The sequence below is a fragment of the Sneathiella chungangensis genome, assembly GCF_009882935.1.
GTDB classification, from domain to species: Bacteria; Pseudomonadota; Alphaproteobacteria; order Sneathiellales; family Sneathiellaceae; genus Sneathiella; species Sneathiella chungangensis.
Genome location: NZ_WTVA01000015.1, coordinates 126,733 through 150,048 on the forward strand (window position 1 = coordinate 126,733; position 23,316 = coordinate 150,048).

Below are 23,316 nucleotides of genomic sequence, written 5' to 3' on the forward strand. Positions count from 1 at the left end.
GCCTACGAGCGGTCATAGGGGAAAGGCTGCATAATGCCGCCGATCGTGAAGGCAGCCCTCTGGATGGGCGGCGCGCTGATGTCGTTTATAACGCTTGCGGTCGCCGGCAGGGAGCTTTCTTCAGACTACGGGACATTTCAGATCCTGTTTTACCGCGGTGTGATCGGTCTCGTCATCGTTCTATTCTTTCTCTGGCGGAGCGGATTTGCACAAATCTATCCACGACATCTCGGCGTCCATATTGTCCGCAACAGTTTTCACTTCGCCGGTCAGGCGGCTTGGTTTTACGGTATTGCGGTAATTTCGCTGGCGGAGGTTTTCGCAATTGAATTCACCACGCCCATCTGGACGGCATTGCTGGCGACCATCCTGCTGGGCGAGAAACTCTCTTGGACACGCGTCTTTGCCATCGCCATGGGGTTTGCGGGCATCCTGATCATTCTGCGCCCCGGCCTTGTCGTCATGACGACCCCGGCCTTGATCGTACTTGCCGGAGCGGTCGGCTTTGCCGTTACCGCAACCCTGACGAAGAAGCTTTCGGGCGATACAACGGCCCTTGCCATCCTGTTCTATATGGCGCTCATTCAGCTGCCCATGGCCATGATCCCGTCGATCATCGACTGGCAGCCGCCGACCTGGCAGGCAATGCCCTGGTTCATTGCTGTTGGAATCACCGCGCTGTCCGCGCATTACTGTATCGTCAAGGCGTTCCAGAATGCCGATGCGACCGTCGTGGTTCCCATGGATTTCCTGCGGGTGCCACTGATCGCCGTCGTGGGCTTCCTTCTCTATTCGGAAGCCTTCGATCCATGGGTTCTGGTCGGGGCCGTGATTATTTTTGCCGGCAATCTCACAAACTTGGTGGCGGAACAGCGCAAATAGCCTCGGTTACCTGTCGCGCCTGTCGTTCGAGAAATCATCGCCCTCCTCCTCGAAATCGGGGACTTCCTCCACGTAAGGAATATATCGATCCTTGATAAATAGCGCGGCGGCGAACACCGCTCCGGCGATCGCTCCCACTGTCATGATCAGTGGCATCGAAGGGATCCATGGCAGAGTCCAGCCGATATCGAACGCGCCTAAGATAAAAAGCACACCGGCCATTGGCAGCGCGATAAATAGAATGCTGAAAACAATCCCCACCAACGCGCCTGTTGCGGCGAATTTTGCAAATCGGACAAGAATCTGGCGGGAAAATCGCACTATCGGCGTTTAAACCTCCGGTTCATCTATTCCTGCCTGACGACAGGCCGCGGTGACGGTATTCGCCAACAGGCAGGCAATTGTCATCGGGCCGACGCCGCCCGGGACCGGCGTAATCGCCCCGGCCACCTCGACCGCCTCATCAAAGCAGACATCGCCGACCAGACGGGTCTTGCCATCCTCCTTCGGGATGCGGTTGATGCCGACATCGATCACGGTCGCGCCGGGCTTCACCCAGTCACCGCGGATCATTTCCGGACGTCCCACGGCTGCCACCAGGATATCGGCGCCTCGGCAAACGGCGGGCAGATCGCGGGTTCGCGAATGCGCGATGGTGACCGTGCAATTTTCGGATAGAAGCAAACTCGCCATCGGTTTACCAACAATATTCGAGCGACCGACAACCACCGCATTCAGACCGGAGAGATCGCCAAGCGTGTCTTTCAGCATCATCAGGCAGCCAAGCGGCGTGCAGGGCACCATCGCGGGCAATCCAACCGCCTGCCGGCCGGTATTGATGACGTGAAAACCGTCGACATCCTTCATCGGGTCAATGGCATCGAGGACCGCCATCTCATCCACCTGCTTGGGCAGCGGAAGCTGCACGAGAATGCCGTGAATGGTCGGATCGGCATTCAGCCGGTGAACCACATCCAGGACTTCCTGCTCGGTGGCGGTGACGTCGAGACGGATTTCTTCAGACTTCATTCCCGCCTCAACCGTCGCCTTGCCCTTGTTTCGGACATAGACCTGGCTTGCCGGATCCTCACCCACGAGGACGACAGCGAGCCCCGGGGTCAGGTCATGCTGTTCCTTCAGTACCATGACTTTCCTGCCCGCCTCCGCGCGAACCCGGGCCGAGAAGGCTTTGCCATCAATAATCGTTGCCGTCATAAATTCCTCCCCCTGCCGGTCGTCTCGTCCGGTCAAAACTGCTCAAGCCATAGTTTCAGTTCAGCTTCCGTCTCTGACGGGTCGCCTTTTACCAGCACCGTCTTGTTGCGATCAAGCTTGCCGGCAATAATGTCAAAGCTTCCCCGGGCATGCTTGATTGATTTCGACAATAATTTGACCAATGCGCCGTTGGCTTTCCCTTTTTCCGGCACTGCCGTGACCTTGACCTTCAGACGCGGACGTCCTTCACCGTCGATGAAAATAGTTTCAATACGGTTTTGCGCCGCATTCGGAGACAGCCGGATATCGAGCAAAACTCCGTCGTCACTTTTTCTGATAGGCAGGGTCACATCATTTGCGGCGCATACTCGAACAGGAGATTGCGTAGGAAGATAAGCAGCAGGATCAGGATCACCGGTGAAACATCAAGCCCGCCCATCGTCGGAATGACCTTCCTGATCGGCCGCAGCGGCGGCTCGGTTATCCGGTAGAGGAAATTACCCACTGTCGAAACGAACTGATTGCTCGTATTGACCACGTTAAACGCCACGAGCCAGCTCAGAATGGCATTCGCGATCAAAAGCCAAATGAATATGTTTATGATCGCACTGATCAGAAGGAGTAAGGATGTCATGTATATACCTGCTCGATTTAATCCACCCTACATTTAGGCGCTAAGCCCGCAAAAGGCAACCGTTCTGCGGGCGCATGCCAGCGCAAATCGTCAGATTCTCTCGCTCACGGGTGAAGCGCCGAGGTCGTCGCCTGATTAACCACCTGGGTCAGAACCGCCTGAACGAAATCCGCCTGGCTCATGCCGTCGCCGCTGCTGCCCAAATTGCTCATCTTGATGTCGGGTAATGTCAAAGAAACCTTGGTCGATAGCGGGTAAATTTTACCGGACAGCTTCGCACCGGTAATCGTCAGGTCATCGACGCGGAGTTTTTTCGCCTTATTGCCGGATTTATCGGCGGTAACGGCATACGCGGCCGCGGCAGCGAGGATGATCGTGAGGTTTGAACTCGTGGCACTCGTTTCAAGATCCACCGCCGGATTGGTAATCTCGATTGACCTGATATGAAGCGGCCCCCACAGGATGCTCCAGGGGACAATCCTGATTTCGGCCTTGTCGACCACGAAACTTGTGGGCGACGACCCGATGCCGGAATTGGGAACCGTCAATCCATTGATCGTTCCCCGGCCGGTAAAAATGCTGACATCGAAGGCATCCAGGGTCACTTTTTCTCCTGTCGCCGCGCTTCCGACCAGTGTAATGGCATTCCAGCCCGTGGAATTGACATGCCGCTCGGCCTCGCGGACACCGACGACGACGGCCGCCACAATGACGACAAAGAGGCCGCCTTTGACAAGAAGAGAGGTAATTTTCATGAGACTATCTCCGGTTCCCGAATAAAAAAGTTCAGGAATCGGAGATAATCATTAGTTGTTTTTATTCAATATTAAAACACTTTTTAAGGGAATCTATAGGATCGAGCCGGTTATTTGAACTCAGGTTCCTCCCACCAGGGGTAAAAATCCGGCATATCCACGGACGGGCGCATGGAGAATTTGGCCGGGCGCTTTTCAAGGAAGGAGGTCACGCCCTCTGCAACATCCGGGCTCTGGCCCATCATGGCGATACCGCGGCTGTCTATTTTATGGGCTTCCATGGGATGGTCGGCGCCAAGCATCCGCCACATCATCTGCCGGCAAAGCGCCACGGAAACCGGCGCGGACTCGGCTGTCATCTCCTTGGCGAGGCGGCGGGCGGCGGGGAGCAGGTCCTCTTGCGGATGAACCGCCTTGACGAGCCCGCCGGCCTTCGCCTCATCGGCCGGAAAAATCCGCCCGGAATAAACCCATTCCGCCGCCTGGGAAATACCGACTAGGCGCGGGAGGAACCAACTGCTGCAAGCCTCCATCACGATACCCCGGCGGGAGAAAACGAACCCGATCCGCGCCTTGTCCGAGGCAAGGCGAACGTCCATCGGCAGCGTCATTGTCGCGCCGATCCCGACCGCCGGGCCATTGATCGCGCCGATAATCGGCTTTTTCGACTGATACATCCGGAGGGTGACGCGCCCGCCGCCATCGCGGTGCAGCTCCCCCTCCTTCTGCACACCGCGCGCCTTGTAGTTAAAGGTGTCCTTGCCGGCACCAAGATCAGCCCCGGCACAGAAGGCGCGCCCGGCGCCGGTGACGATAATGGCGCGGACGTCATCATCCGCATCCGCCTTGTCATACGCATCGATCAATTCGTCGCGCATCGTGACGGTAAAAGCATTCAGATTATCTGGGCGATTCAGGATAATGGTAAGAATCTGGTCTTCAACATCATACAGGATATGTTCGTAGGACACGGGTTTTCCTCCGGTTATTTTGTTTTTTATGGTGCCGGGCTGTCTTGCCATGACATGGCGGCGGCGAATGACTATGTTAACTTTGATAGGCTTGAGAAGGCCAGTGAATTTTCAGAGGAAGATCGCCATGGCAAAGGATGCGGCGCAATTGATTACCGGCTATCACGCCCATGTCTATTATCAACCGGAGACCAAGGCGGCGGCCGGGGAAATCCGCGACCAGCTCGGCGAGCGGTTTGACGTGACCCTGGGTCGCTGGCATGACGCACCGGTTGGCCCGCATCCGATTTCGATGTATCAGGTGGTCTTCGCGGTGACGGAGTTTTCGAAAATCGTTCCCTGGCTGATGCTCAACCGTCAGGGGCTCGACATTCTGGTTCATCCGGAAACGGGCAACGATCTTGAAGATCACCGCGACAACGCGCTTTGGCTCGGCGAGAAATTGAAGCTGAACCTGGCGATGTTCGAAACCGCCTGAACCGACCGCCTAGCTGTTGTCCTTGCTCTGATAGGCCATATTGCAGTGTTTCAGGCAGTAAGGCTTGCTCGGCACCGCTTCATCACCACAAAAATGAAAATTATCTTCGCCCGGATGACCGATCGGCCATTGGCAGGCCCGGTGCGCCGGAATGACTTTCTTCTTGGGTTTTGCTGCGGCGGGCGTCGACTTCGACGAAAGGCCAAGACGGTTCGCCTTTCCGATGACGGCATTACGGGTAACGTCGCCCAGTTCTTCGGCGATTTCGGCAGCGGTCTTGCCAGAGCCCCAAAGCTTCTTCAGCTTCTCAATTCGTTCGTCGGTCCAACTCATACCCAAATCTCTTGTTGCGTTTGCATTCTGTCCGTTAGCGTGCCACGAAATACACAAAAGTCGAAACGGCCGCCAAAGCTCCATTCATATATCCTTGCTCGGCGGCAGAGTCTACAGATATCCGATTCGCAACTATTCTGAATAGGAAATCCGCCAAACCGTCTGGCTTACCGCATCGGCGACAAGAAGCGCGCCATCCGCCGCCACGGCCAGCCCGACGGGCCGCCCCCAAACCTTGGCCGCCCCCGGATCTTCAACTTCAATCCGGAAACCGGTCGCGAAATTCTGATAGGACCCGGTCGGACGGCCGTCTTTAAACGGCACCCGGACAATCTTGTATCCGGTCGGTTTCGAGGCGTTCCATGAACCCTGAAAAGCGACGAAGGCGTCATTCACATATTCCTTGGGAAACTGCGATCCCTTATAAAAGACCAGCCCGAGGGGGGCTGAATGCGACTGGAAAAGAACATCGGGCAGGATGGATTTTGCGACCATTTCCGGCGCGTCTTCGCCGTAGTCCGGATCGGGAATTTTACCCGAATAGGCGTAGGGCCAGCCATAGAATCCGCCCTTTTGCACTTCCGTGAGATAGTCCGGGACGAGGCCGTCGCCATAACCATCGCGTTCATTGACAACGGTGTAAAGGCTCCCGGTTACCGGATTGAAATCGATGCCGACCGGATTGCGCAGGCCGGTCGCAATCGTTTCCATCCGTTTCTCATCAAGATAATATTTCTGGATACTCGCCCTTGGCAGCGGCTCGATGCCTATGTTCGACGCGCTGCCAACGGAAATATAGAGCGCATTATCCGTTGAATCATAAAGGAGAATGCGCGTCCAATGACCGCTGCCATCGCCAAGCGATCCTGGCGCCGTGACCTCCTCGCGCGGGCCAGACGGCTCAAGATCGCCGACTTTGAAGGGAACGCGGCTGAGGTGCGTTTCCTCGCCGATATAGAGCCAGTCGCCAATAACCGCCATGCCATGCGGCATTTCAAGATCATCGACCAGCGTTTTTTTTATCTCCGCCGCACCGTCCCCGTCGGCGTCCCGAAGGATCGTTATCTTTTCCCCGCGCGGCTCCGCGAGCAGGACATCGCCATTTGAAAGGACATACAGCCATCTTGCATGGGTAAGGCCCTTGCGAAAGGCATTGACCTTGAATCCGGGCGGCAGATTGAGCTGCCCCTCCTTGTTCGTGCTGACATGCCTCGGGCTCAGCGCGTCGACCGGCGTTTGGTAGGGTTCGGGAAGATCCTCGGCGCGGATGGTGATCATGGCGCCCACTTCGTTGCTATCTTGCGCGCCCGCACCTATCGGAAGCAACGTCGTCAACGCCGCGATAAGTGCCGCGGAAAATTTCAGAAAAGCCATCATCTCTCTCATCTCTTCCGTCTGGTAATCAATTGCCAACCATTTTCGTATAATATTCGGATATGGTCTTGTTTCCACCCGAAGGAAAGCTAAACTGGGGTAGCAGCCGGATTCATGTTACATTTCAGGGTATTTGATCCATATTATGTCGCAAAAAGTACTACTAGTTCTCCATCAGGCAACCTCCGATCCCGGCCGCGTCGGCGAAGCCATCCGCACCCGCGGATTTGAGCTTGATATGCGCATCCCGGCAATTGGCGATCCGCTGCCGCCAACAATGGACGACCATGCGGCCGCCGTCATCTTCGGCGGCCCGATGAGCGCCAATGACGACCATGAGGACTTTATCCGCCAGGAAACAAAGCTGATCGACGTGCTGCTCAAGAGTGAAACCCCCTATCTCGGGATTTGCCTCGGTGCTCAAATCATGGCCCGGGCGCTGGGTGCGCGCGTTGCCGAACATGAAAAGGGGCTTCGCGAAGTCGGCTATTACCAATTGACGCCGACCGACAAAGGCAGCCCGCTTTTCAAAGATCCGATGATGGCCTATCAATGGCACCGGGAGGGTTTCGACCTGCCATGCGGCGCCACATTGCTGGCGAGCGGTGAGTTTTTTCCAAATCAGGCCTATCGGGTCGGCAAGAATGCCTATGGCATCCAGTTTCATCCCGAAGTGACGGAGGCCATGAACCGCCGCTGGGCGACGAAGGCGGCCCATATGCTCAGCGATCCGGGAGCGCAATCACGGGAAGCGCAACTTGAGGGACGGCGGAAATATGACGCCGAGGTCCATCGCTGGCTCGAAAATTTCCTCGACCACTGGCTGCCGCCACTGGCGCAGCGGCAGGCCGCAACCGGGAGCTAGATTACGCGCTTTTGCCGTAAATCCGCGATCTCCTCGGAAGAATAACCCAGGCTTTTCATGATTTCATCCGTATGTTCGCCGAGTGTCGGCGCCCGGCGTTTAAGCTTGGTGTCCGTCTTCGACATTTTGATCGGCAGTTCAGAAACCGGAATCTTTTTGTCAAATCCCGGATACTCGATTTCCGTCAATTGCCCCATGGCCTTGAGATGTGGATCGTCCAGCACCTCCTGAGGCGACATGACGGGCCCGCAGGGAAGGCGCACGGCATCCATCTCGGCCAGCGCCTCCTTTGTGGTTCGCTCGGCGCACCATTTCGCCATGCGTTCCGATAAAATTTCATTGTGATCGCCACGGCTCTGGTCCGTCTTGAAGCGGGGATCGCTAAGCCAATGATCCTCGCCGATCAACTTGGTCCAGCGCTCAAACAGCGGCCAGCCGAGGGACTGGACAAGAACCCAGCCATCTTTCGTCTTGAAGGTATCTGCCGGCCCCGCCCCTTGCGCGCGGTTCGCTGTGCCAACCCTGTTTAATTGGAGCATCGCCTGCTCCATCAAGGACACACTGGATATCAGTACCGAAGAACCGAAGAGCGACGTGTTGATTACCTGCCCTTCCCCAGTCATATCGCGATGGCGAAGGGCCGCCATGGTTCCGATTGCCCCCATCAGAGCTGTCGTAAAATCCACATAGGGTCCGTAAAGCTTCCGTGGCTCGCCGTTACTGCCCGAGAGATACATCGCACCGGACATCGCCTGGCCGAGACCATCAAACCCAACCCGGTTCTTATACGGGCCCTCATCACCGAAGGCGGAGCCATGGGTCAGGATAATGTCTTCCTTGATGGCCTTAAGGCTTTCATAATCAAGCCCCATCGCCTCGAGTGTCTCGATGGGCAGGTTGGCAACAACCACATCGGCGGTCTTCACCAGCCGCTTGACCACCTCACGACCTTCGGGCTTCATGGGATTAAGGGTCAAGCCCTTCTTGTTCTGACCCATTTGCATGAACAGCCCGCCATCGCCGGTCTGATCTTCCTTGAGCGGTGTGATATAACGGTCCTCACTGCCCGCGAGTTTCTCGATCCGGATAACTTCCGCGCCGAAGTCGGATAGAACCGTCGCGCAGTAGGGGCCCGCGATATAGCGCCCGAAGTCCAGAACCCGAATTCCCGTTAAAACATTTGACATTACCTGCCCTCCTGATCGTTCTTGTTATTTTTCTCAGGTGTCTCTGCATCCCGTTTGGCGGCAAGAGTGCCCTTAATTGCCACATTTGGCAATTGTTTTAACGGCAGAGATAATGGAAATTACTCGCAGGCGGGCGTTTCGCCGGTCAGGATTTGCAGCCCTTCGGCCGTCGGTCCCTTTTCGTTGTCCAGGACCTTCAGGCGGACCCGCTGACCCTCCTGCAGGGCACCAAGACCCGATTTTTCCAGCGCCTTCATATGCACGAAAATATCCGTTCCGCCGTCATCCGGCGTCGCGAAGCCGAAGCCCTTGCGGTTATTGAAAAACTTGACGGTCCCGAGAACGAAGCGGCAGGAAAAGTTGTCATTCTCCAGCACCGGCGCCGGGCCGAGATCTATTATATTCGTTACCTGCAATCCCCGTTCGCCGACATCAAGATCGCAGGTTATCGATGCGCCTTCCGGCAACCCCTGAAGATTATGGGGAATCAGGGCGGAGATATGAACGAAGGCATCCTCGGTACCATTTAGCGGCGCCACAAAACCGAAGCCTTTCGTCGTATTAAACCATTTCACCTTGCACTTCACCGCCCGTTGAGGCGCTGTCGTCAATTGTTTTGAGCTCCCTAAATTCTGCATGAAGCGACCTCGACCCTGCTCGCCGTCTCCCTCGCGCAGTAGCGACGGAAAACGGCTAATTCCCTCGAACTATGCTGCGAATGCACGATATTCCATCGGCAAAATTCGCAGCAGATATGTTCTTGGGTACAGCGGATTCAATGCCGGAGCATTGATTTGCGTCAAATATGTCTCAACGATGCATCCAGCCGGATTTCACCGGCCGGGCGGGCGCGATATTAAACGGAATGGGTTCCGCGGACGGGATAGTCGTTCTCCCGGATAAACTTGATGCCCCTTAAAATCGAACTGAGATCGGGCCGTGCGAAGGGTGCATTGGAAATATCGATAATCTGGATCGCGTTATCCGGACGCAGAACGAAAAGGCCAGGTTCCGGAAAGGGCTGATCGGTTTCCTTGGGCGAGCGCGGATCAGACACATACAGCCCAAGCTCGGCCATCTGCGGGATCGTCAGGTTATAGCCAACGGGAAAGGTGAGATTATGCTCTGCCGCGACGGCCTTGGCCTTCTCCGCGCCATCGCCCGAGACGGCCGTAACAGCGACGCCCGCTGCCTCAAAGTCGGCCTTGAGGCTTTCGAGCTGGCCGAGATACCGCATGCAGATCGGGCAATGCTTGCCGCGATAGATTATCACAAGCTGCCATTGGTCCGTTCCGTCGGCTCCCAATGTCGCAGTGCCGCCGGAGACAAGCGGGACCGTGATTTTCGGAAATTGCTGCCCCGCCGCCAGTTTAGTACTCGTCATTTGCCGGATCCTTTTTCACCAGGTCGTCTTTAAAATTCCAATTATTGGAACGATCATTCCAATTACATAGTAGAGTTTTTGGTGGAGAACAACAAGCACGTTTTTCACGTACGGATTTTTGAAAATTTTTGTCGCTATGCGGATTGCAATATGATGGACGCCGACTAGAATAGCCCGAATTTTCACTGCTCCTTTTCCAGTATAGGTTTTACATTATGACAGCCATGCCAATGCAAGCGTTTCGCGACCAGCTTACCGGTTTGACGGACATTAATCAGGCGGCCGCCGATGCGGCGATTGCGCGGGACGCTGTTCTCACCAAACCGGCCGGTGCGCTTGGCCAACTGGAGACACTGGCGGTCTGGCTGTCGGGATGGCAGGGGCAGCACCCACCCCGCTACGCGAAACCACAGGTGATTATCTTCGCCGGCAATCACGGTGTCTGCGATCAGGGCGTTTCCGCTTTCCCGCAGGAAGTTACCGCCCAGATGGTTGCGAATTTTAAATCAGGCGGCGCCGCAATCAATCAGCTTGCGCTTGCCTTCGGCGCCAGCTTCACAGTCGAGGCGCTCGACCTCGATAATCCTACTGCCGATTTCACCGCAGGCCCGGCGATGACCGAGAGCGAGACGGCCGCCGCGCTCTCCGCCGGATGGAATGCCGTTGACGAAACGTCAGATATCCTGGTTGTCGGCGAAATGGGGATAGGCAATACGACCGTCGCCGCCGCGTTATCGGCGGCGCTCTTCGGTGGTGGCGGCGCCGACTGGGCGGGCCCCGGAACCGGGGTTTCCAGCGACGGCGTCAAACGGAAGGCGCAGGTGATCGACGCCGGATTGAAACGGCATAAGGATAATCTGGCGGATCCGCTTGAAATTTTGCGATGCCTCGGCGGCCGGGAGATTGCCGCCATGGCGGGCGCCATTCTGGCAGCGCGGCAAAAGCATGTCCCGGTTCTTCTCGACGGATTTGTGGCGTCGGCCGCCGCCGCCGTTCTTTACAAGGCCAGCGGTCGCGCACTCGATCACTGCGTCGCGGCCCATGTCTCGGCCGAGCCGGGGCACCGGAGATTGCTCGACGCCCTGGATAAAGAACCACTGCTGTCGCTCGGCATGCGCCTTGGCGAGGGCTCCGGTGCGGCGCTGGCCCTTGCTATCATCAAGGCCGCTGTTGTCACCCACAACGGCATGGCGAGCTTCGCGGATGCGGGCGTAAGCGGCGAAAAACCCGCCTAGCGTCGCAAGTGCCCCTCTCCGCCCCGGTCGTTCAGGAAATTGATCCGCCAACTGACCTCATCGTCGCGCGAGAAGGATGTCAAATGAGTGACCGAGAGCGGATCGATGGCGAGGGCGAGCATTTTCTGCGGTGCGATACCAAGTGCCCGACCGACCATCGCACGGATCAGACCGGCATGTGTCACGATGACCAATTGCCGCGACGTCATATCCTGAAGTAGATTCTTTATTTCCTGATCAACGCGGCGAATCAGGTCCTGAAAACTCTCTCCTCTTTCCGTTTTAGCCTGCGCCGGATCGGCCCAGAACCTGCGGTAGGCGTCAGGCTCTGATTTTTCGATTTCCGCATGGGTTCGTCCCTCCCAGGCGCCGAAGTTTTGCTCACGCAGGCCCGCGCGGATATCCAGATTTTTTGCGAATTTTTCATGGGTCTGAAGACCTCTCGCGGTCTCGATGGACCGCGAGAGGTCGCTGGTAATGAAACGGCTGCCTTCCGGCAGCATCCGGGCGATTTCGGCGAGCCTTTGCGTATCGGAGAAATCCGCCTCGAGATCAAGATGACCATAAATTTTATCAGTATTTACCGGCGCATGACGAACCAGCCACCATTCGTGGATCACATAATCTTCGCTCATCCAATCAGCCGGCAGGCGCTATTCCACCGTCAGCTTGGTCAGTTGCCAGATCGAACGCGCATAGTATTTTTCCTGCGCGAGTTCCTTGTCTGTGTCATAGGGGTAAATGATCCAGAATGGCGCATAGACTCCCTCCTCCAGCCATTCCCCATCCATTTTATAGGCAATGATAACGTCAAAATCCGTGGCGTCGGATACGGGGATCTCGACGGTATAGCCGTCAACGGCGGAAGCCTTCAAAATAGAGCCTTTGGCCTGCACCTTTTCCAGAAGCTCACGAAGGAGCACACCGCGAAATCGCGTTTTCCCTGTGGTCCAGGGGCTGCTCGTCACAACCTCTATCTGTTTGGCGGCGGCCATGTCGCCGCGACTGAAATAGATGGCACCATGTTCGGACTGTATCTTGCCGGTAATCATCAATTTCTGCTCGTCCGCCTGCGCCGGCGCCATTCCGGCCAGAAGCAAAACAACCATGACAGTCAAAACCACGAGTTCACGACCCGCTTTCAAAGAATTTCTATACGCGGAAATGTTCACCAAAGACCTGCTCCCAATCAAATTTTCCCTGCACGCGGCGGCGCAAGGACCCAAAAATATTGCCGCCACTCCGCTCACAAGCATAAAAGATGGAGGCAAATGCAATAATCGTATATGTAGCCGATACCGAAGATTACGTTCAAAGGTTATTTTAATGAAGCGCACATTGTTTGTCGCCTCAAACCGGTTGGGAGACGCCGTCCTGACGACCGGCGTGCTCCACTATCTACTGGAAACCGAGCCGGAAGCCGCCGTTACGGTCGTTTGCGGCGATATTCCGAAAAGCATCTTTGAGGGCATTTCCGGCGTTGAACGTGTTATCGGCGTCCGCAAGCGCCGGTTCAGCCTGCACTGGCCCGAAGTCGCGATTTCCCTGGGGCCCGTCTTCTGGCACCGGATCGTCGACTTCCGGGGATCCCTCCTCGGGTTTCTTCCTGGACGGCACCGCCACGTCTGGCGCGGCGGCAAGGATGACATCCACAAGGTCGTCGCCAATGCGCGGCTGATCGGCGTGGACACCCCCCTTCCGCCCCGCATTACACCAACAGCGGCGCAAATCGACGCGGCGGGCAAATGGCTCGGCCCGGCGATCGACCGCCCGCCGATCCTCGCACTGGCGCCGACAGCCAACTTTTATCAGAAGCAATGGCACTTCGAGAATTATATCCGCCTCGCCCAGAAATTGACGGAAGCAGGCGGGATAATGGCGGGGGCCCGGGTCGCCGTATTCGGGGCGCCCGGCGAAGAGGCGCAGGCGATGCCCGTCGTCAAGGCGCTTGCCAGGAACCAGGTCATCGATCTCGTCGGCAAAACATCACCGATGGAAGCGGCAACGGTCCTCTCGCAATGTACGCTCTTTGTCGGCAATGATTCCGGGCTCATGCATTCGGCCGTCGCTGTCGGTATTCCGACAGTCGCGCTTTTCGGGATCGGCAAGCCCGCCGTATATGGTCCGTGGGGCGATCGGTCCCTTTGCCTTAAAAGCACGCCGCCGGGCACGGCCATCATACGCCCGGAAAACGGCAGGGGAGATGGCGAAGACGAACCCCTGCCATTTTCACAGGTGCTTCGTGAAACGGAGTCCTTTTACAAACGCATCAGTGCACCAGAAAGCGGTTCCTAGGACTTGACCCCACGGAACGGCGTGACGCGCCCTTCGAAAGAAAACTGGTGATTATAGAGGTCCGCATAGACCCCTTCTTTTTTTAGCAGCTGGTCGTGTGAACCACTTTCTACGATTTCACCGGCGACCACGACATTTATGGTATCCGCATCCAGAATAGTGGAAAGCCTGTGAGCGATCACGAGGGAGGTGCGCCCCTTCATCAGCTGTTTCAGCGCCATCTGGATTTTCCGCTCCGATTCCGTATCCAGCGCGGACGTCGCCTCGTCAAGCAACAGGATCGGGGCATCCTTCAGCATGGCGCGGGCAATCGCGATCCGCTGTTTCTGTCCCCCCGACAACCGCACGCCATGACTTCCGACAAGCGTCTCATATCCATTGGGCAGGGCCGAGACAAAATCATGCACCGCCGCCGACTTCGCCGCGGAGATAATTTCTTCATCCGTCGCATCGTCGCGGCCATAGGCGATATTCACCTTGATCGTATCGTCGAATAGGAAGACATCCTGACTGACGAGCGCAATTTTCTGGCGGAGCGACGCCATTGTCACATCCCGGACGTTCTGCCCGTCGACCATGATTTCTCCGCTATCGACATCATAGAAGCGCGGGATGAGGTTGAGAATTGTCGATTTGCCGCCCCCCGACGGACCGACCAGCGCGACCCGCTTGCCGGCCTCCAGTTTGAGCGATATTCCCCGCAGCACGACTTCTTCCGGATGATAGGAGAACTTCACGTCGCGGAATTCGACCTCCCCCCGATGGAACTCAAGGGGCGTTGCCTCCGGTTTATCGACGACATTATGCTCGATATCCAACAGCGCAAAGATCCGTTGCGCCGCGGCAAGGCCCGTCTGCATGCGCGGGAACAGCTTGGCGACACTCTTGATCGGCTGGTAGGCGAGCATGATCGCCGTAATAAAGGCGAAGAAAGTACCCGGCGTCGTCGTGCCGTCGATAACGTTGCTGGCCCCATAAAAAATCACACCGGCGATCAGGAACCCGGCCAATGTCTCGACAATCGGGCTGCTGGAGGCCTCGATACGCGCCGCCTTGAACTGCGTCTTGAAACGGTCTTCAATGACGCCATCGCCCTGGCGCACCGCTTGATTTTCGCGATCGTACGCCTTGACCACGCGGATACCATGGAAATTTTCCTCAAGGAAGGCGCTGAAGTCCGCTGTCTGCTCGAGAACCTTGCTCGATGCCTTGCGCGACCTTTTGCCCAGCTGGCGGATCGCCAGGGCGCCGGGCGGCAACGCAATGAGCGTGAACAACGCCATCTGCCAGTCATAATAAAAGAGGGACGCGATAAGGAAAATCGCCGTCAGACTGTCCTTGGTCAACACCACCAGGGTCTGGGTGGCGACGGTTTTCAGATAATTGGTATCAAAGACAAAGCGCGAGATCAGATTGCCGGTCGAGTTGTCATGAAACCAGGCAAGGTCCGCGAAGACCAGTTTCTTGAACAGCTTTTTCTGAATATCCGAAACGACCCGGTTCCCGATCCAGTCCATGACAATCGTCTGCCCGTAAGTCGCGAAACCACGGGCGGCGAAAATTCCGATAACGGCTATGGTCGTGTAGAAAACAAATTCCGGATTCTTGTCGAAAAACACTTCATCGATGATCGGCTTCATCACAAAGGCGGTTGCCGTCGCCGTCAGCGCGCTCACGATCATGAAGAAAATGGCAAGAAACAGCCGCCATTTATAATGCGACACATAGTCCCGCACCAACCGGCCATATAATGCGAAGGTCGCCGTTGTCGGCGGTAATTCGTGATTCGGTTTGGTCAATTATCTGTCCAGCTTCACCGTTTCAAACAGCCCAACCGCTATCATAGGTCCCTGCCGGGAAATAGATAAAACGGTCCTTTTTTCATAATATCGCAACAAACAAGGGCTGAGATACAACAGTCGGGTACCGGCAAACCGACATGGTGCCGGCTTTTCCATAAATCTAAAATTTTTTATTGCGAATGATTATGAGTTTCACTATTAGTCCAAATTGCGAATAAAAATCAAACTCACTATTAGAAAGTCAGAGTAGATGGTACGTTACCGCTCAATGTCAACGCAGCTGGCGCTTGCACTTGTTGTTGCGGCACCTTTTTCCCTGATCAGTCCCGGCGCCGTTGCGGGGGAAAATCAATATCCGACGATCACGGGAGAGCTTTTGATCGAGATCGAGAATGACTGGACATACCGGTCTGACGATCCCGCAGCAGAGATCAATGACCTGTATCCAACCGTCGTTCTCGGCACCAGCGTCGGCCTCAACGAGCATTTCTCGTTGAATTTCGAGGCGACGATGGAACCGGTGGAGGATCCGACAGGCGATCGGGCATTCGAGGATCTGGGCGGATATCTCAACATCATCACGGCAAATTACGACGGCGAGACATTTTCGGCTTTTGCCGGAAAATTCACCCCGAACTTCGGCATCGCCTGGGAAATCGCGCCGGGCATCTTTGGCACCAACCTCAACGAAGATTATGAACTGGCCGAGATGATCGGTTTCGGCGGCGGATTTAATTTCGAAGCCGCAGGCGTGCATAGGATTTCCGCCAGTACATTCTTCCAGGACACGACATTTCTAAGTAATTCCGTCGGCACCAAGCGCGGACCGGTGCGGCTGTCCGATGGCGGCCCCGCAAATACGGAGGATTTCTCGTCTTTCGCCGTCGCCCTTGACGGTGAGTTCCAGCGACTGGCGGGATTTCGCTATCACACGGCCTTTTCGTCCCTTGGTGAAGGTGAGGGAAGCGATGCCCGGCAACTCGGTTATGCCATCGGCGCGGAATATGCCTTCAACATCGGAGACGACCTGACGATTTCACCGATGACGGAGTTTGTCTATTTTGACAACTACGGCGGCACCGACGGAGATACGGCGAAATACATCACCGCCGGAATTGCCCTGAACTTCCAGAATTGGGTTGCCTCCACAACCTATCAACGCCGGGATACCAAGCTGGCCGGACTTTCCAGCGATGACCATGTCGTCGATTTTACAATCGGTTATGACTTTGACATGGGCCTTGGTGTCGCCGCCGCCTGGCGCGGGGCGGAAGAAGATGGCGTCCAGTCAGAGGGGCTTGGCCTCCTGCTTTCCTACGCCGTCGATTTTTAATAAATGAGGAATACAATGAAAAAAATCAGCCTTTTTATGAGCGCTTCCTGCATTGCGCTTGCCGCCGTTTCCCTGGCGGATGCCTCACAAACCGATCCGGTGCGTAATATTTCAAGCTATGCGCTTGATAAGGAATCGGCGGGCTATGTCCCCGAATATGATGCCTATCCGGTCATCGCCAATTATGCCCATCTGGTCGCCGCGACCTATCAGCAGGCTCTGATGGACGCCAAGGATCTACAATCTGCGATCGATGCTCTCCTGGAAAAACCGTCCGAGGAAACGATGAATGCCGCCCGCAACGCCTGGATCAATGCGCGGACCAGCTATCTTCAGACAGAGGCTTTTCGCTTCTATGAAGGCCCCATCGATTTCGTGGATGAAAAAGCCGGGACGGAAGGACCGGAAGGGCGGCTGAATGCCTGGCCCATGAACGAAGGGTTCATCGATTACGTCGACGGCAATCCCGATGCCGGTATTATCAACGACACCTCCATCGAGATCACAGCGGATCTCATTCGCGAAAAAGATCAGGTGGAAGACGAAGCCGATGTCACCACCGGGTATCACGCCATAGAATTCCTGCTGTGGGGCCAGGACATGAGCAACGCCGGTCCCGGCAACCGGCCCTATACGGATTATCTGGCGGGCAAGGGAAACAACGACCGGCGCCGGCTCTATCTGAAAACCGTCACGGAAATGCTGGTGACCGATCTCGATGGTCTGGTCACGGCCTGGGATGTCAGTTACCCCGACAGCTATGCCGTAAAATTCAAGGAATATTCCGACCGCGAGGCGCTCGGGCGGATACTCACCTCCTTGGCGACACTGAGCGAATTCGAGCTCGCGCTTGAACGGATCGCCACCGGTCTCGACAGTGGCGATCAGGAAGACGAGCAATCCTGTTTTTCCGACAACACCCTCAATGACGTCATCTATGACCAGCGGGGCATCCGGAATGTCTATTTCGGCAGCTACGGCAACGTCAGCGGACCCGGAATTGACAGCCTTGTCGGCCGCCTCGCGCCGGATCTGAACAGCCGGATGATCGCCGCGCTCAACCGGACCGACGCCGCCATCGCCAATCTCAACTACCCCTATGACACCATCCTCGCATCGGCGCCCAACAGCCGCGCGCGAGAAGAGGCGGAAGCCGTTATTTCGGCGCTTCAGGCGCAATCCGATGTCCTCAAGGACATCGGCAAGCTGCTCGGCGTCAAGGTGATCGTGCCGACGGGCGGCTGACGCAACAGGAGGCGACCCATGAAACGGGTGCTTTGGATCATCGCGGCGGCGCTGCTGCCTTTACTCTCCCCGGCGCAGGCGGCCAACACGCCCGGTGATTCCTTTGCGCATATTTCAGATGCCCCCGGTGGCGACACCACGCAACCGACCCGGGGCAAAAACTCGTTTGCCCTGCCCGCCGCCAACATAAATCGCGAACAGCTGCGGGTTTTCTTCTTTGGCAACAAGCTGTTCAACACCAACTGGGTGATCGCGCCGGCGTCGGTAAAGACGCTCGATGGGCTCGGCCCTACCTTTAACCGCGTCTCCTGCTCGGGCTGTCATTTGCGCGACGGGCGCGGCCAGCCGCCCGAACATGAGGGCGATGAACTCCTGTCGATGCTGATCCGCCTGAGCGTGCCGGGAGAAAATGCGCAGGGCGGGCCGAAATCGCATCCGGTCTATGGCGACCAGTTGAACGATCGCGCCATTCCCTCCGTGCCGGCGGAGGGCCGCGCCCTCATCAAATATGAAGAAATCGCGGGAAGGTTCGGCGATGGGACGCCCTACTCCCTCGCGCGGCCAAGCTATCACTTTACGGATCTTGCCTTCGGCCCGCTCGGCGATGAGGTCCTGATTTCACCGCGCGTCGCGCCGGCGGTTATCGGGCTTGGCCTTCTCGAAGCCATTTCCGACGCGGACCTGCGCGCCCTTGCCGATCCGGAGGACAAGGACGGAGACGGCATATCAGGCCGCCTCAATCATGTCTGGGACGTGACGGACAACAGTAAGCGAATTGGCCGCTTTGGCTGGAAATCCAATGTCGCCACCCTGCGCCATCAAAATGCGGCGGCCGCGGTGGGCGACATCGGCCTTACCTCGAGCCTGTTCCCGGACCAGAACTGCCCGAAAGCACAGACGGCCTGCGCCGCCGCGCCGCTCGGCAATTCGCCGGAACTCAGCGATACGTTTCTTGACAAGCTGACCCTCTATACGCAGGTGCTGGCTGTCCCGACGCGCCGTGACATCGACAAGCCGGATGTCCTGGCCGGTGAGGAGCTGTTCACCAATATCGGCTGCGCGGCCTGTCATGTGCCAACATTTACGACCGGCACGCATCCCACGCTGTCGCTTCTTTCTGATCAGATTATACATCCGTTTACCGATCTGCTGCTTCATGACATGGGCGAGGAACTTGCGGACGGGCGTCCGGATTATGAGGCAACCGGCCGCGAATGGCGGACGGCCCCGCTCTGGGGGATCGGCCTTGTGGAAGCGGTCAACAAGCATACCCGCTTTCTGCATGACGGCCGCGCCCGGTCGATCGAGGAAGCCATTCTCTGGCATGGCGGCGAGGCAGAGAATGCGAAAGAGGCCTACCGCAATCTCACAGCGACGGAGCGCCGGCAAATTCTCGCGTTTCTCAATTCGCTATAGTTTCCTAGTTGTCCTCCCGCGGCAAATGGTCTGCGCGGCGCACGCGTATCCACAGGATGACGGCAAGCAAAAGGCCAACGCCGGATAAGAATGCCATAAAAAAGAAGCTGTACGATCCGTCCAGCTGATGCAGCCAGCCCGCCGCGATGGTGAATATCCCGAAGAAAATACCCATGGCGAGCGTATCATAAATCCCCTGCGCCGAGGCGGCGATTGCGGGCGGGACACGCTTGCCGATAAAGCCGATGAACGACATATAGAGCAGCGCAAAGGTAAGCGCGTGAAGTGTTTGCGCCAATCCGATAACAACCGGTGAGACGCTGGTCGCCAATAGCAGCCACCGTACCATGCCCCCAAGAGCGCAGACCGCTATCATCGGCGTCGCTCCGAAACGGCCGATCAGGCGCCCCGATATGGCAAACATGCCGATTTCCGCGATCACCCCGATCACCCAGAAAATGGTGATTTCCGCATTGCTGTAGCCGAGATTGGCCCAATGGATGGCGCTGAAACCATACAGACCGGCATGGGTCGACAGCAGAAGGGAAACGGTCACGACGAACAGCGGGAAATTGGGCAGGGAAAGCGGCTTGAAAAATGGAACCTTTCCCGGGTCCGGCTGCGTGCGGATCGCCGGCAGCATGAAGGCCGCAAACACCAGGAACACCGCCGTCAGCAGCATCGCCACATATATCGCATCAATTCCCTGACTATCCGCCGCCCGCCCGACAAGGATGGAAAAGACAATAAAACTGAGCGATCCCCAGAGCCGGGCCTTGCCAAAATCGACCCCGACCGTTTGCTGGGCGCGCAAGGTCAATCCATCGGAAAGCGGAACGGCGGACGACAGCGCCGCGCCGGCCGCGCCCCATATCAACGCATAGAGAAGCCATCCACTGACATTCGGCAAGGCGGCCAGCGCCGCAACCACGAAAATGGAAAGGGTGATCAGGATGGTTTTCCGGTTACCTGTGGCGTCGGCAATCCAGGATGTCATGGGTACGAACAGAAGCTTTCCCCAATAGGCGGCGCCCATCACCAAGCCGACATATTCGACCGACACATGATATTCCAGCCAGCGAGGCCAGAGCGGTATGGCGATCCCGTACATGGAAAAGAACGCAATATAGAAAAGCGACATGCGAAGATATGCGGATCGCTTCGAATAGCCAACATTAACCATATACCGATAACCCGCAAAAACAGCAGAGCCATACTCATACCCCATAGAACGGCAAGGTCAAAAGCGGAATTACCCTTACTTCGGGTTCATTGTGACATTCCTTTCATAAATGTGACGGACATCACTTACATTCCTTAGAATATATTATACGCTATGGAGAAATTAACGGATAAGGGAGACATAACCATGAACCGGCGCAAATTTATCAAGACGATGGGCGGAAGCGGAATCATCCTCGCAGCCTCCGGCTTTACATTGACGGGATGCGATGAAATGCCGGAGAGCGCCATCGCCCCCTGGAACGGGCCGGCAGAGGGCCTTCCCGATCGCGAATGGATGCTCAGCCACGCCATTCTGGCCCCCAATCCGCATAATCGGCAGCCCTGGCTCGTCGATCTGTCAAAGCCGGACGAGATAACCCTTTTTGTCGATGCGGAAAGGCTGCTCCCGCACACCGATCCTTTCGGACGGCAGGTGCTGATCGGTCAGGGCACCTTTCTGGAACTTCTTGATATCGCCGCCCGGGAAAAAGGATATGAAGCCACCATCACGCTGTTTCCGGACGGAGAACCGGCGCCGCAAAGCCTCGAGATTGCTTCACTGCCTGTTGCGCGAATAGAGCTCGTGAAAAATTCACGCATAAGAAAAGATCCGCTGTTCGCCGAAATCCTGAACCGTCGGTCGAACAAGGAACCCTATGAGGAAAAATACCTCAGCGATGATCACAGGGCGTGGCTGGAAAATGCGCCGCTTATGGACGGACAATTCGCGGGTTTCGCGACGGAAGAAAAGTCGGTCGCCCCGCTGCGCGAATTTGCACGCCTTGCGGTGCTCAAGGAGATTGAAACGCCGCGCACGCTTCTCGAAAGTGTTGAACTATTGCGGATTGGCGCCGAGGAAATTGCGCAAAATCCGGATGGGATCGATCTTAACGGGCCGCTTTTCTGGTGGCTCAAGAGATTCGGTCTGATGACAAGAGAAAAGTCAATGACCCCGGGGACAATCGCCTATAAAGGTGGCATCGATTACGCCATGGGCTGGGTCGACGGCACCTATAGCATGGGCTGGCTTGCAACCGCGGAGAATTTCAGAAGCGCCCAGGTGAACACCGGCAGAACCTATGTCCGCCTCAATCTGATGGCCGCAAAGGCGGGAATTGCGATGCATCCCGTCAGCCAAGTCCTGCAGGAATATCCGGAAATGCACGATATTCAGGCGGCGTTCCTCGATCATTTGGGGATTACCGCCCCGCAAACGGTGCAGATGTTCTACCGGCTGGGATATAATTCCGTCGTTTCTCCCTCGCCGCGCCGCAAAATGCCTGATATACTTATCGGATGAGCGCGCGAAGAGAGAATGAGAAATATGACCGGAAGGAGGAACTTCCCTCCTCGGATTTTCGGATCATCAACTGGATCGGCATTATCAGTCAGTTGACCGATACGAAGATGCGGCAGCTTCTTGACGGTACGGACGTGCCGCCGCCGCAATTTATCCTTCTCAACCATTTCATCCATCATCCCGACGAAGGGAAGACGGTATCCGGGATCGCCTGGGCGATGCAGCAGCCGCAGCCGGGCATCACGAAGACGGTTGCCAAGATGCTGGCCAAAGGGTTCCTCCGGGCCGAGGACAATCCAGAGGACGGCCGCTCCAAGATTCTTTATCTCACCGATGCCGGCATAAAGGCCCATGCGCAAGCGAAAGAGCGGCTGGAACTCGCGCTTGCGGATACCTTTGACGGCTGGCGCGAATGGGAGAAGAAAGATTTCTTCGGATTTCTCGACCGGCTTAAAGTCTATCTCGACGAGAACCGCTAAGCCTCCGGTATTGCCTCGGCTTTCGTACTTTTCTTCGCGGTTCTGAGGTTAATGATCGCAACCCCGACAAGCGTTATAGTGCCGCCGATCACGAACCGGAGCGTTATCGGTTCGGAAAACAGGATAACACCGAACGCGATGCCGAATATGGGCGCCAGAAGCCCAAAGGGCGTCAGCACAGAAATCGGATATCGCTGCAAAAGATAATACCAGCCTCCATGCGCGATGATGGTCGTCACGATAACGACGAAGGCAAGCGCGCCGGCGGCTTCCCAGCCGATGTTGGCGAGCGCTGCCGCCTGCCCGGTTTCCATGGTGAACGAGATGAGCAACAGGGGGAGCGCGGAAATCGCGCCTATCCAGGCCTGCATTGTCATCGTCCGGACATTCTGGATCTGCCGCATGAGGATGAGGCCAACCGACATAAATAACGCCGCGACCGTTACCAGCGCAACGCCCTCCAGCTGGTCGAAGATGACCGGATCAAAACCGAGAAACATCACGCCGCCGAATGCCATAATTATCCCGAGGACACGCTTCCAGCCAATGGATTCCTTCAGCACGACAACCGCCATGATGACCGAAAACGGTGCGATGAGCTGGCTCGTGATTGCGACCGCCGTGACACCGCCGGCGGCATAAATCCCAAGATAGAGGAAAGTGAAATGAAATACGCCAACGGTGAGGGCTATCCAGAAGACCGCCTTCATCCGCCCCTTGACAATCCGCAGGAAGGGCGACAGCAGAAGTGCCACCAGAAGAAACCGCAGCGCGGTGAAGAAAAGCGGCGGAAAATGATCGAGCCCGACCTTCGACGCCACGAAGGAAAACCCCCAGATCGCGCTCACCACAAGGGCTAGAAAAAGGTGCGGAAAAGACATATGACGGGCTTTCTGACCTCACGCCGGA

The 23,316-nt window shown here is 56.6% G+C and carries 26 protein-coding genes; 10 read left to right on the forward strand and 16 right to left on the reverse strand.

Features of this window, described 5'->3' with window-relative positions; all coding sequences use genetic code 11:
• Window positions 1–33: 33 nt before the first annotated feature.
• Window positions 34–882: a DMT family transporter gene (locus tag GQF03_RS13660; RefSeq protein WP_161339853.1), complete on the forward strand. Its 849-nt coding sequence runs from the start codon at window positions 34–36 to the stop codon at window positions 880–882.
• Window positions 883–888: 6 nt separating this feature from the next.
• Here the strand turns inward: GQF03_RS13660 and GQF03_RS13665 are convergent, their stop codons facing one another.
• The 6 genes from GQF03_RS13665 to GQF03_RS13690 form a co-directional block, all read right to left on the reverse strand.
• The gene (locus tag GQF03_RS13665) at window positions 889–1,038 is read right to left on the reverse strand and encodes a hypothetical protein (protein ID WP_161339854.1); all 150 of its coding nucleotides are present in this window, start codon (window positions 1,036–1,038) and stop codon (window positions 889–891) included.
• Between the two features lie 174 nt (window positions 1,039–1,212).
• On the reverse strand, window positions 1,213–2,097 hold the full coding sequence (gene folD, locus GQF03_RS13670; RefSeq protein WP_161339855.1) for a bifunctional methylenetetrahydrofolate dehydrogenase/methenyltetrahydrofolate cyclohydrolase FolD: 885 nt from the start codon (window positions 2,095–2,097) through the stop codon (window positions 1,213–1,215).
• A 32-nt stretch (window positions 2,098–2,129) separates the two neighbouring features.
• A complete protein-coding gene (locus tag GQF03_RS13675; protein WP_161339856.1) occupies window positions 2,130–2,447 on the reverse strand; it encodes a DUF167 family protein in 318 nt (105 codons plus the stop codon).
• Window positions 2,444–2,731 (reverse strand): YggT family protein, encoded by a 288-nt coding sequence (locus tag GQF03_RS13680; protein WP_161339857.1) that lies wholly within the window; start codon window positions 2,729–2,731, stop codon window positions 2,444–2,446. Before GQF03_RS13680 ends, GQF03_RS13675 begins: the two co-directional genes overlap by 4 nt.
• 104 nt (window positions 2,732–2,835) lie before the next feature.
• Window positions 2,836–3,486 (reverse strand): AsmA family protein, encoded by a 651-nt coding sequence (locus GQF03_RS13685; RefSeq protein WP_161339858.1) that lies wholly within the window; start codon window positions 3,484–3,486, stop codon window positions 2,836–2,838.
• A 110-nt stretch (window positions 3,487–3,596) separates the two neighbouring features.
• Entirely contained in the window at window positions 3,597–4,457 is an 861-nt protein-coding gene (locus tag GQF03_RS13690) for an enoyl-CoA hydratase-related protein (RefSeq protein ID WP_161339859.1), read from the reverse strand.
• Window positions 4,458–4,584: 127 nt separating this feature from the next.
• Here GQF03_RS13690 and GQF03_RS13695 point away from each other — a divergent pair, with 127 nt between their 5' ends.
• Window positions 4,585–4,935 (forward strand): DOPA 4,5-dioxygenase family protein, encoded by a 351-nt coding sequence (locus GQF03_RS13695; RefSeq protein WP_161339860.1) that lies wholly within the window; start codon window positions 4,585–4,587, stop codon window positions 4,933–4,935.
• 9 nt (window positions 4,936–4,944) lie between these two features.
• Here the strand turns inward: GQF03_RS13695 and GQF03_RS13700 are convergent, their stop codons facing one another.
• Both GQF03_RS13700 and GQF03_RS13705 read right to left on the reverse strand, forming a co-directional pair.
• Window positions 4,945–5,268 (reverse strand): GcrA family cell cycle regulator, encoded by a 324-nt coding sequence (locus GQF03_RS13700; RefSeq protein ID WP_161339861.1) that lies wholly within the window; start codon window positions 5,266–5,268, stop codon window positions 4,945–4,947.
• 132 nt (window positions 5,269–5,400) lie between these two features.
• Window positions 5,401–6,681: a PQQ-dependent sugar dehydrogenase gene (locus tag GQF03_RS13705; RefSeq protein ID WP_161339862.1), complete on the reverse strand. Its 1,281-nt coding sequence runs from the start codon at window positions 6,679–6,681 to the stop codon at window positions 5,401–5,403.
• A 106-nt stretch (window positions 6,682–6,787) separates the two neighbouring features.
• Between GQF03_RS13705 and GQF03_RS13710 the strand changes: the two genes are divergently transcribed.
• Window positions 6,788–7,507, forward strand: coding sequence for a glutamine amidotransferase (locus GQF03_RS13710; RefSeq protein WP_161339863.1), 720 nt, complete (start codon window positions 6,788–6,790; stop codon window positions 7,505–7,507).
• Here GQF03_RS13710 and GQF03_RS13715 read toward each other — a convergent pair.
• From GQF03_RS13715 to GQF03_RS13725, 3 genes are all read right to left on the reverse strand, one after another.
• Entirely contained in the window at window positions 7,504–8,694 is a 1,191-nt protein-coding gene (locus GQF03_RS13715; protein ID WP_161339864.1) for a CaiB/BaiF CoA transferase family protein, read from the reverse strand. The genes GQF03_RS13710 and GQF03_RS13715 overlap by 4 nt on opposite strands.
• A gap of 119 nt (window positions 8,695–8,813) precedes the next feature.
• Window positions 8,814–9,305 carry a cold-shock protein gene (locus GQF03_RS19210; RefSeq protein ID WP_380743586.1) on the reverse strand — a complete coding sequence of 164 codons (492 nt, stop codon included), beginning with the start codon at window positions 9,303–9,305 and terminating at the stop codon, window positions 8,814–8,816.
• Between the two features lie 245 nt (window positions 9,306–9,550).
• A complete protein-coding gene (locus GQF03_RS13725; protein WP_161339866.1) occupies window positions 9,551–10,078 on the reverse strand; it encodes a redoxin domain-containing protein in 528 nt (175 codons plus the stop codon).
• 215 nt (window positions 10,079–10,293) lie between these two features.
• On the opposite strand from GQF03_RS13725, the gene cobT reads away from it, so the two are divergent.
• Window positions 10,294–11,313 (forward strand): nicotinate-nucleotide--dimethylbenzimidazole phosphoribosyltransferase, encoded by a 1,020-nt coding sequence (cobT, locus tag GQF03_RS13730; protein WP_161339867.1) that lies wholly within the window; start codon window positions 10,294–10,296, stop codon window positions 11,311–11,313.
• Here cobT and GQF03_RS13735 read toward each other — a convergent pair.
• Both GQF03_RS13735 and GQF03_RS13740 read right to left on the reverse strand, forming a co-directional pair.
• Window positions 11,310–11,948 carry a histidine phosphatase family protein gene (locus GQF03_RS13735; protein WP_161339868.1) on the reverse strand — a complete coding sequence of 213 codons (639 nt, stop codon included), beginning with the start codon at window positions 11,946–11,948 and terminating at the stop codon, window positions 11,310–11,312. The genes cobT and GQF03_RS13735 overlap by 4 nt on opposite strands.
• Before the next feature lie 18 nt (window positions 11,949–11,966).
• A complete protein-coding gene (locus GQF03_RS13740; protein WP_161339869.1) occupies window positions 11,967–12,422 on the reverse strand; it encodes a putative pterin-binding protein in 456 nt (151 codons plus the stop codon).
• Window positions 12,423–12,639: 217 nt separating this feature from the next.
• On the opposite strand from GQF03_RS13740, the gene GQF03_RS13745 reads away from it, so the two are divergent.
• Entirely contained in the window at window positions 12,640–13,608 is a 969-nt protein-coding gene (locus tag GQF03_RS13745; RefSeq protein ID WP_161339870.1) for a glycosyltransferase family 9 protein, read from the forward strand.
• On the opposite strand, the gene GQF03_RS13750 is transcribed toward GQF03_RS13745, so the two are convergent.
• Window positions 13,605–15,407, reverse strand: a complete 1,803-nt coding sequence (locus GQF03_RS13750) for an ABC transporter ATP-binding protein (RefSeq protein ID WP_206375993.1) — start codon at window positions 15,405–15,407, stop codon at window positions 13,605–13,607. The two genes, GQF03_RS13745 and GQF03_RS13750, sit on opposite strands and share 4 nt — an antisense overlap.
• A 253-nt stretch (window positions 15,408–15,660) precedes the next feature.
• Between GQF03_RS13750 and GQF03_RS13755 the strand changes: the two genes are divergently transcribed.
• The 3 genes from GQF03_RS13755 to GQF03_RS13765 are packed head-to-tail and all read left to right on the forward strand — an operon-like array spanning window position 15,661 to window position 19,404.
• Window positions 15,661–16,743 carry a hypothetical protein gene (locus tag GQF03_RS13755; RefSeq protein WP_161339871.1) on the forward strand — a complete coding sequence of 361 codons (1,083 nt, stop codon included), beginning with the start codon at window positions 15,661–15,663 and terminating at the stop codon, window positions 16,741–16,743.
• 15 nt (window positions 16,744–16,758) lie between these two features.
• Window positions 16,759–17,988, forward strand: a complete 1,230-nt coding sequence (locus GQF03_RS13760; RefSeq protein ID WP_161339872.1) for an imelysin family protein — start codon at window positions 16,759–16,761, stop codon at window positions 17,986–17,988.
• An 18-nt stretch (window positions 17,989–18,006) separates the two neighbouring features.
• Window positions 18,007–19,404, forward strand: coding sequence for a di-heme oxidoreductase family protein (locus tag GQF03_RS13765; RefSeq protein ID WP_161339873.1), 1,398 nt, complete (start codon window positions 18,007–18,009; stop codon window positions 19,402–19,404).
• A gap of 4 nt (window positions 19,405–19,408) precedes the next feature.
• Here GQF03_RS13765 and GQF03_RS13770 read toward each other — a convergent pair whose 3' ends face one another.
• Complete coding sequence (locus GQF03_RS13770) at window positions 19,409–20,632, reverse strand: MFS transporter (RefSeq protein ID WP_338401314.1); 1,224 nt, start codon at window positions 20,630–20,632, stop codon at window positions 19,409–19,411.
• A 141-nt stretch (window positions 20,633–20,773) separates the two neighbouring features.
• On the opposite strand from GQF03_RS13770, the gene GQF03_RS13775 reads away from it, so the two are divergent.
• On the forward strand, window positions 20,774–21,928 hold the full coding sequence (locus GQF03_RS13775; protein WP_161339875.1) for an Acg family FMN-binding oxidoreductase: 1,155 nt from the start codon (window positions 20,774–20,776) through the stop codon (window positions 21,926–21,928).
• Window positions 21,925–22,407: a MarR family winged helix-turn-helix transcriptional regulator gene (locus GQF03_RS13780; protein ID WP_161339876.1), complete on the forward strand. Its 483-nt coding sequence runs from the start codon at window positions 21,925–21,927 to the stop codon at window positions 22,405–22,407. The genes GQF03_RS13775 and GQF03_RS13780 overlap by 4 nt, the downstream gene beginning before the upstream one ends.
• Here GQF03_RS13780 and GQF03_RS13785 read toward each other — a convergent pair.
• The gene (locus GQF03_RS13785) at window positions 22,404–23,288 is read right to left on the reverse strand and encodes a DMT family transporter (protein ID WP_161339877.1); all 885 of its coding nucleotides are present in this window, start codon (window positions 23,286–23,288) and stop codon (window positions 22,404–22,406) included. The two genes, GQF03_RS13780 and GQF03_RS13785, sit on opposite strands and share 4 nt — an antisense overlap.
• Window positions 23,289–23,316 lie beyond the last annotated feature (28 nt).

Bases quoted from the DNA above. Each gene is read 5' to 3' on its own strand.
- GQF03_RS13660 (WP_161339853.1), top strand. From the start codon at position 34: ATGCCGCCGATCGTGAAGGCAGCCCTCTGGATGGGCGGCGCGCTGATG.
- GQF03_RS13665 (WP_161339854.1), bottom strand. From the start codon at position 1,038: ATGCCACTGATCATGACAGTGGGAGCGATCGCCGGAGCGGTGTTCGCC.
- folD (WP_161339855.1), bottom strand. From the start codon at position 2,097: ATGACGGCAACGATTATTGATGGCAAAGCCTTCTCGGCCCGGGTTCGC.
- GQF03_RS13680 (WP_161339857.1), bottom strand. From the start codon at position 2,731: ATGACATCCTTACTCCTTCTGATCAGTGCGATCATAAACATATTCATT.
- GQF03_RS13685 (WP_161339858.1), bottom strand. From the start codon at position 3,486: ATGAAAATTACCTCTCTTCTTGTCAAAGGCGGCCTCTTTGTCGTCATT.
- GQF03_RS13695 (WP_161339860.1), top strand. From the start codon at position 4,585: ATGGCAAAGGATGCGGCGCAATTGATTACCGGCTATCACGCCCATGTC.
- GQF03_RS13700 (WP_161339861.1), bottom strand. From the start codon at position 5,268: ATGAGTTGGACCGACGAACGAATTGAGAAGCTGAAGAAGCTTTGGGGC.
- GQF03_RS13710 (WP_161339863.1), top strand. From the start codon at position 6,788: ATGTCGCAAAAAGTACTACTAGTTCTCCATCAGGCAACCTCCGATCCC.
- GQF03_RS13715 (WP_161339864.1), bottom strand. From the start codon at position 8,694: ATGTCAAATGTTTTAACGGGAATTCGGGTTCTGGACTTCGGGCGCTAT.
- GQF03_RS13725 (WP_161339866.1), bottom strand. From the start codon at position 10,078: ATGACGAGTACTAAACTGGCGGCGGGGCAGCAATTTCCGAAAATCACG.
- cobT (WP_161339867.1), top strand. From the start codon at position 10,294: ATGACAGCCATGCCAATGCAAGCGTTTCGCGACCAGCTTACCGGTTTG.
- GQF03_RS13735 (WP_161339868.1), bottom strand. From the start codon at position 11,948: ATGAGCGAAGATTATGTGATCCACGAATGGTGGCTGGTTCGTCATGCG.
- GQF03_RS13740 (WP_161339869.1), bottom strand. From the start codon at position 12,422: ATGGTTGTTTTGCTTCTGGCCGGAATGGCGCCGGCGCAGGCGGACGAG.
- GQF03_RS13745 (WP_161339870.1), top strand. From the start codon at position 12,640: ATGAAGCGCACATTGTTTGTCGCCTCAAACCGGTTGGGAGACGCCGTC.
- GQF03_RS13755 (WP_161339871.1), top strand. From the start codon at position 15,661: ATGGTACGTTACCGCTCAATGTCAACGCAGCTGGCGCTTGCACTTGTT.
- GQF03_RS13760 (WP_161339872.1), top strand. From the start codon at position 16,759: ATGAAAAAAATCAGCCTTTTTATGAGCGCTTCCTGCATTGCGCTTGCC.
- GQF03_RS13765 (WP_161339873.1), top strand. From the start codon at position 18,007: ATGAAACGGGTGCTTTGGATCATCGCGGCGGCGCTGCTGCCTTTACTC.
- GQF03_RS13770 (WP_338401314.1), bottom strand. From the start codon at position 20,632: ATGGGGTATGAGTATGGCTCTGCTGTTTTTGCGGGTTATCGGTATATG.
- GQF03_RS13775 (WP_161339875.1), top strand. From the start codon at position 20,774: ATGAACCGGCGCAAATTTATCAAGACGATGGGCGGAAGCGGAATCATC.
- GQF03_RS13780 (WP_161339876.1), top strand. From the start codon at position 21,925: ATGAGCGCGCGAAGAGAGAATGAGAAATATGACCGGAAGGAGGAACTT.
- GQF03_RS13785 (WP_161339877.1), bottom strand. From the start codon at position 23,288: ATGTCTTTTCCGCACCTTTTTCTAGCCCTTGTGGTGAGCGCGATCTGG.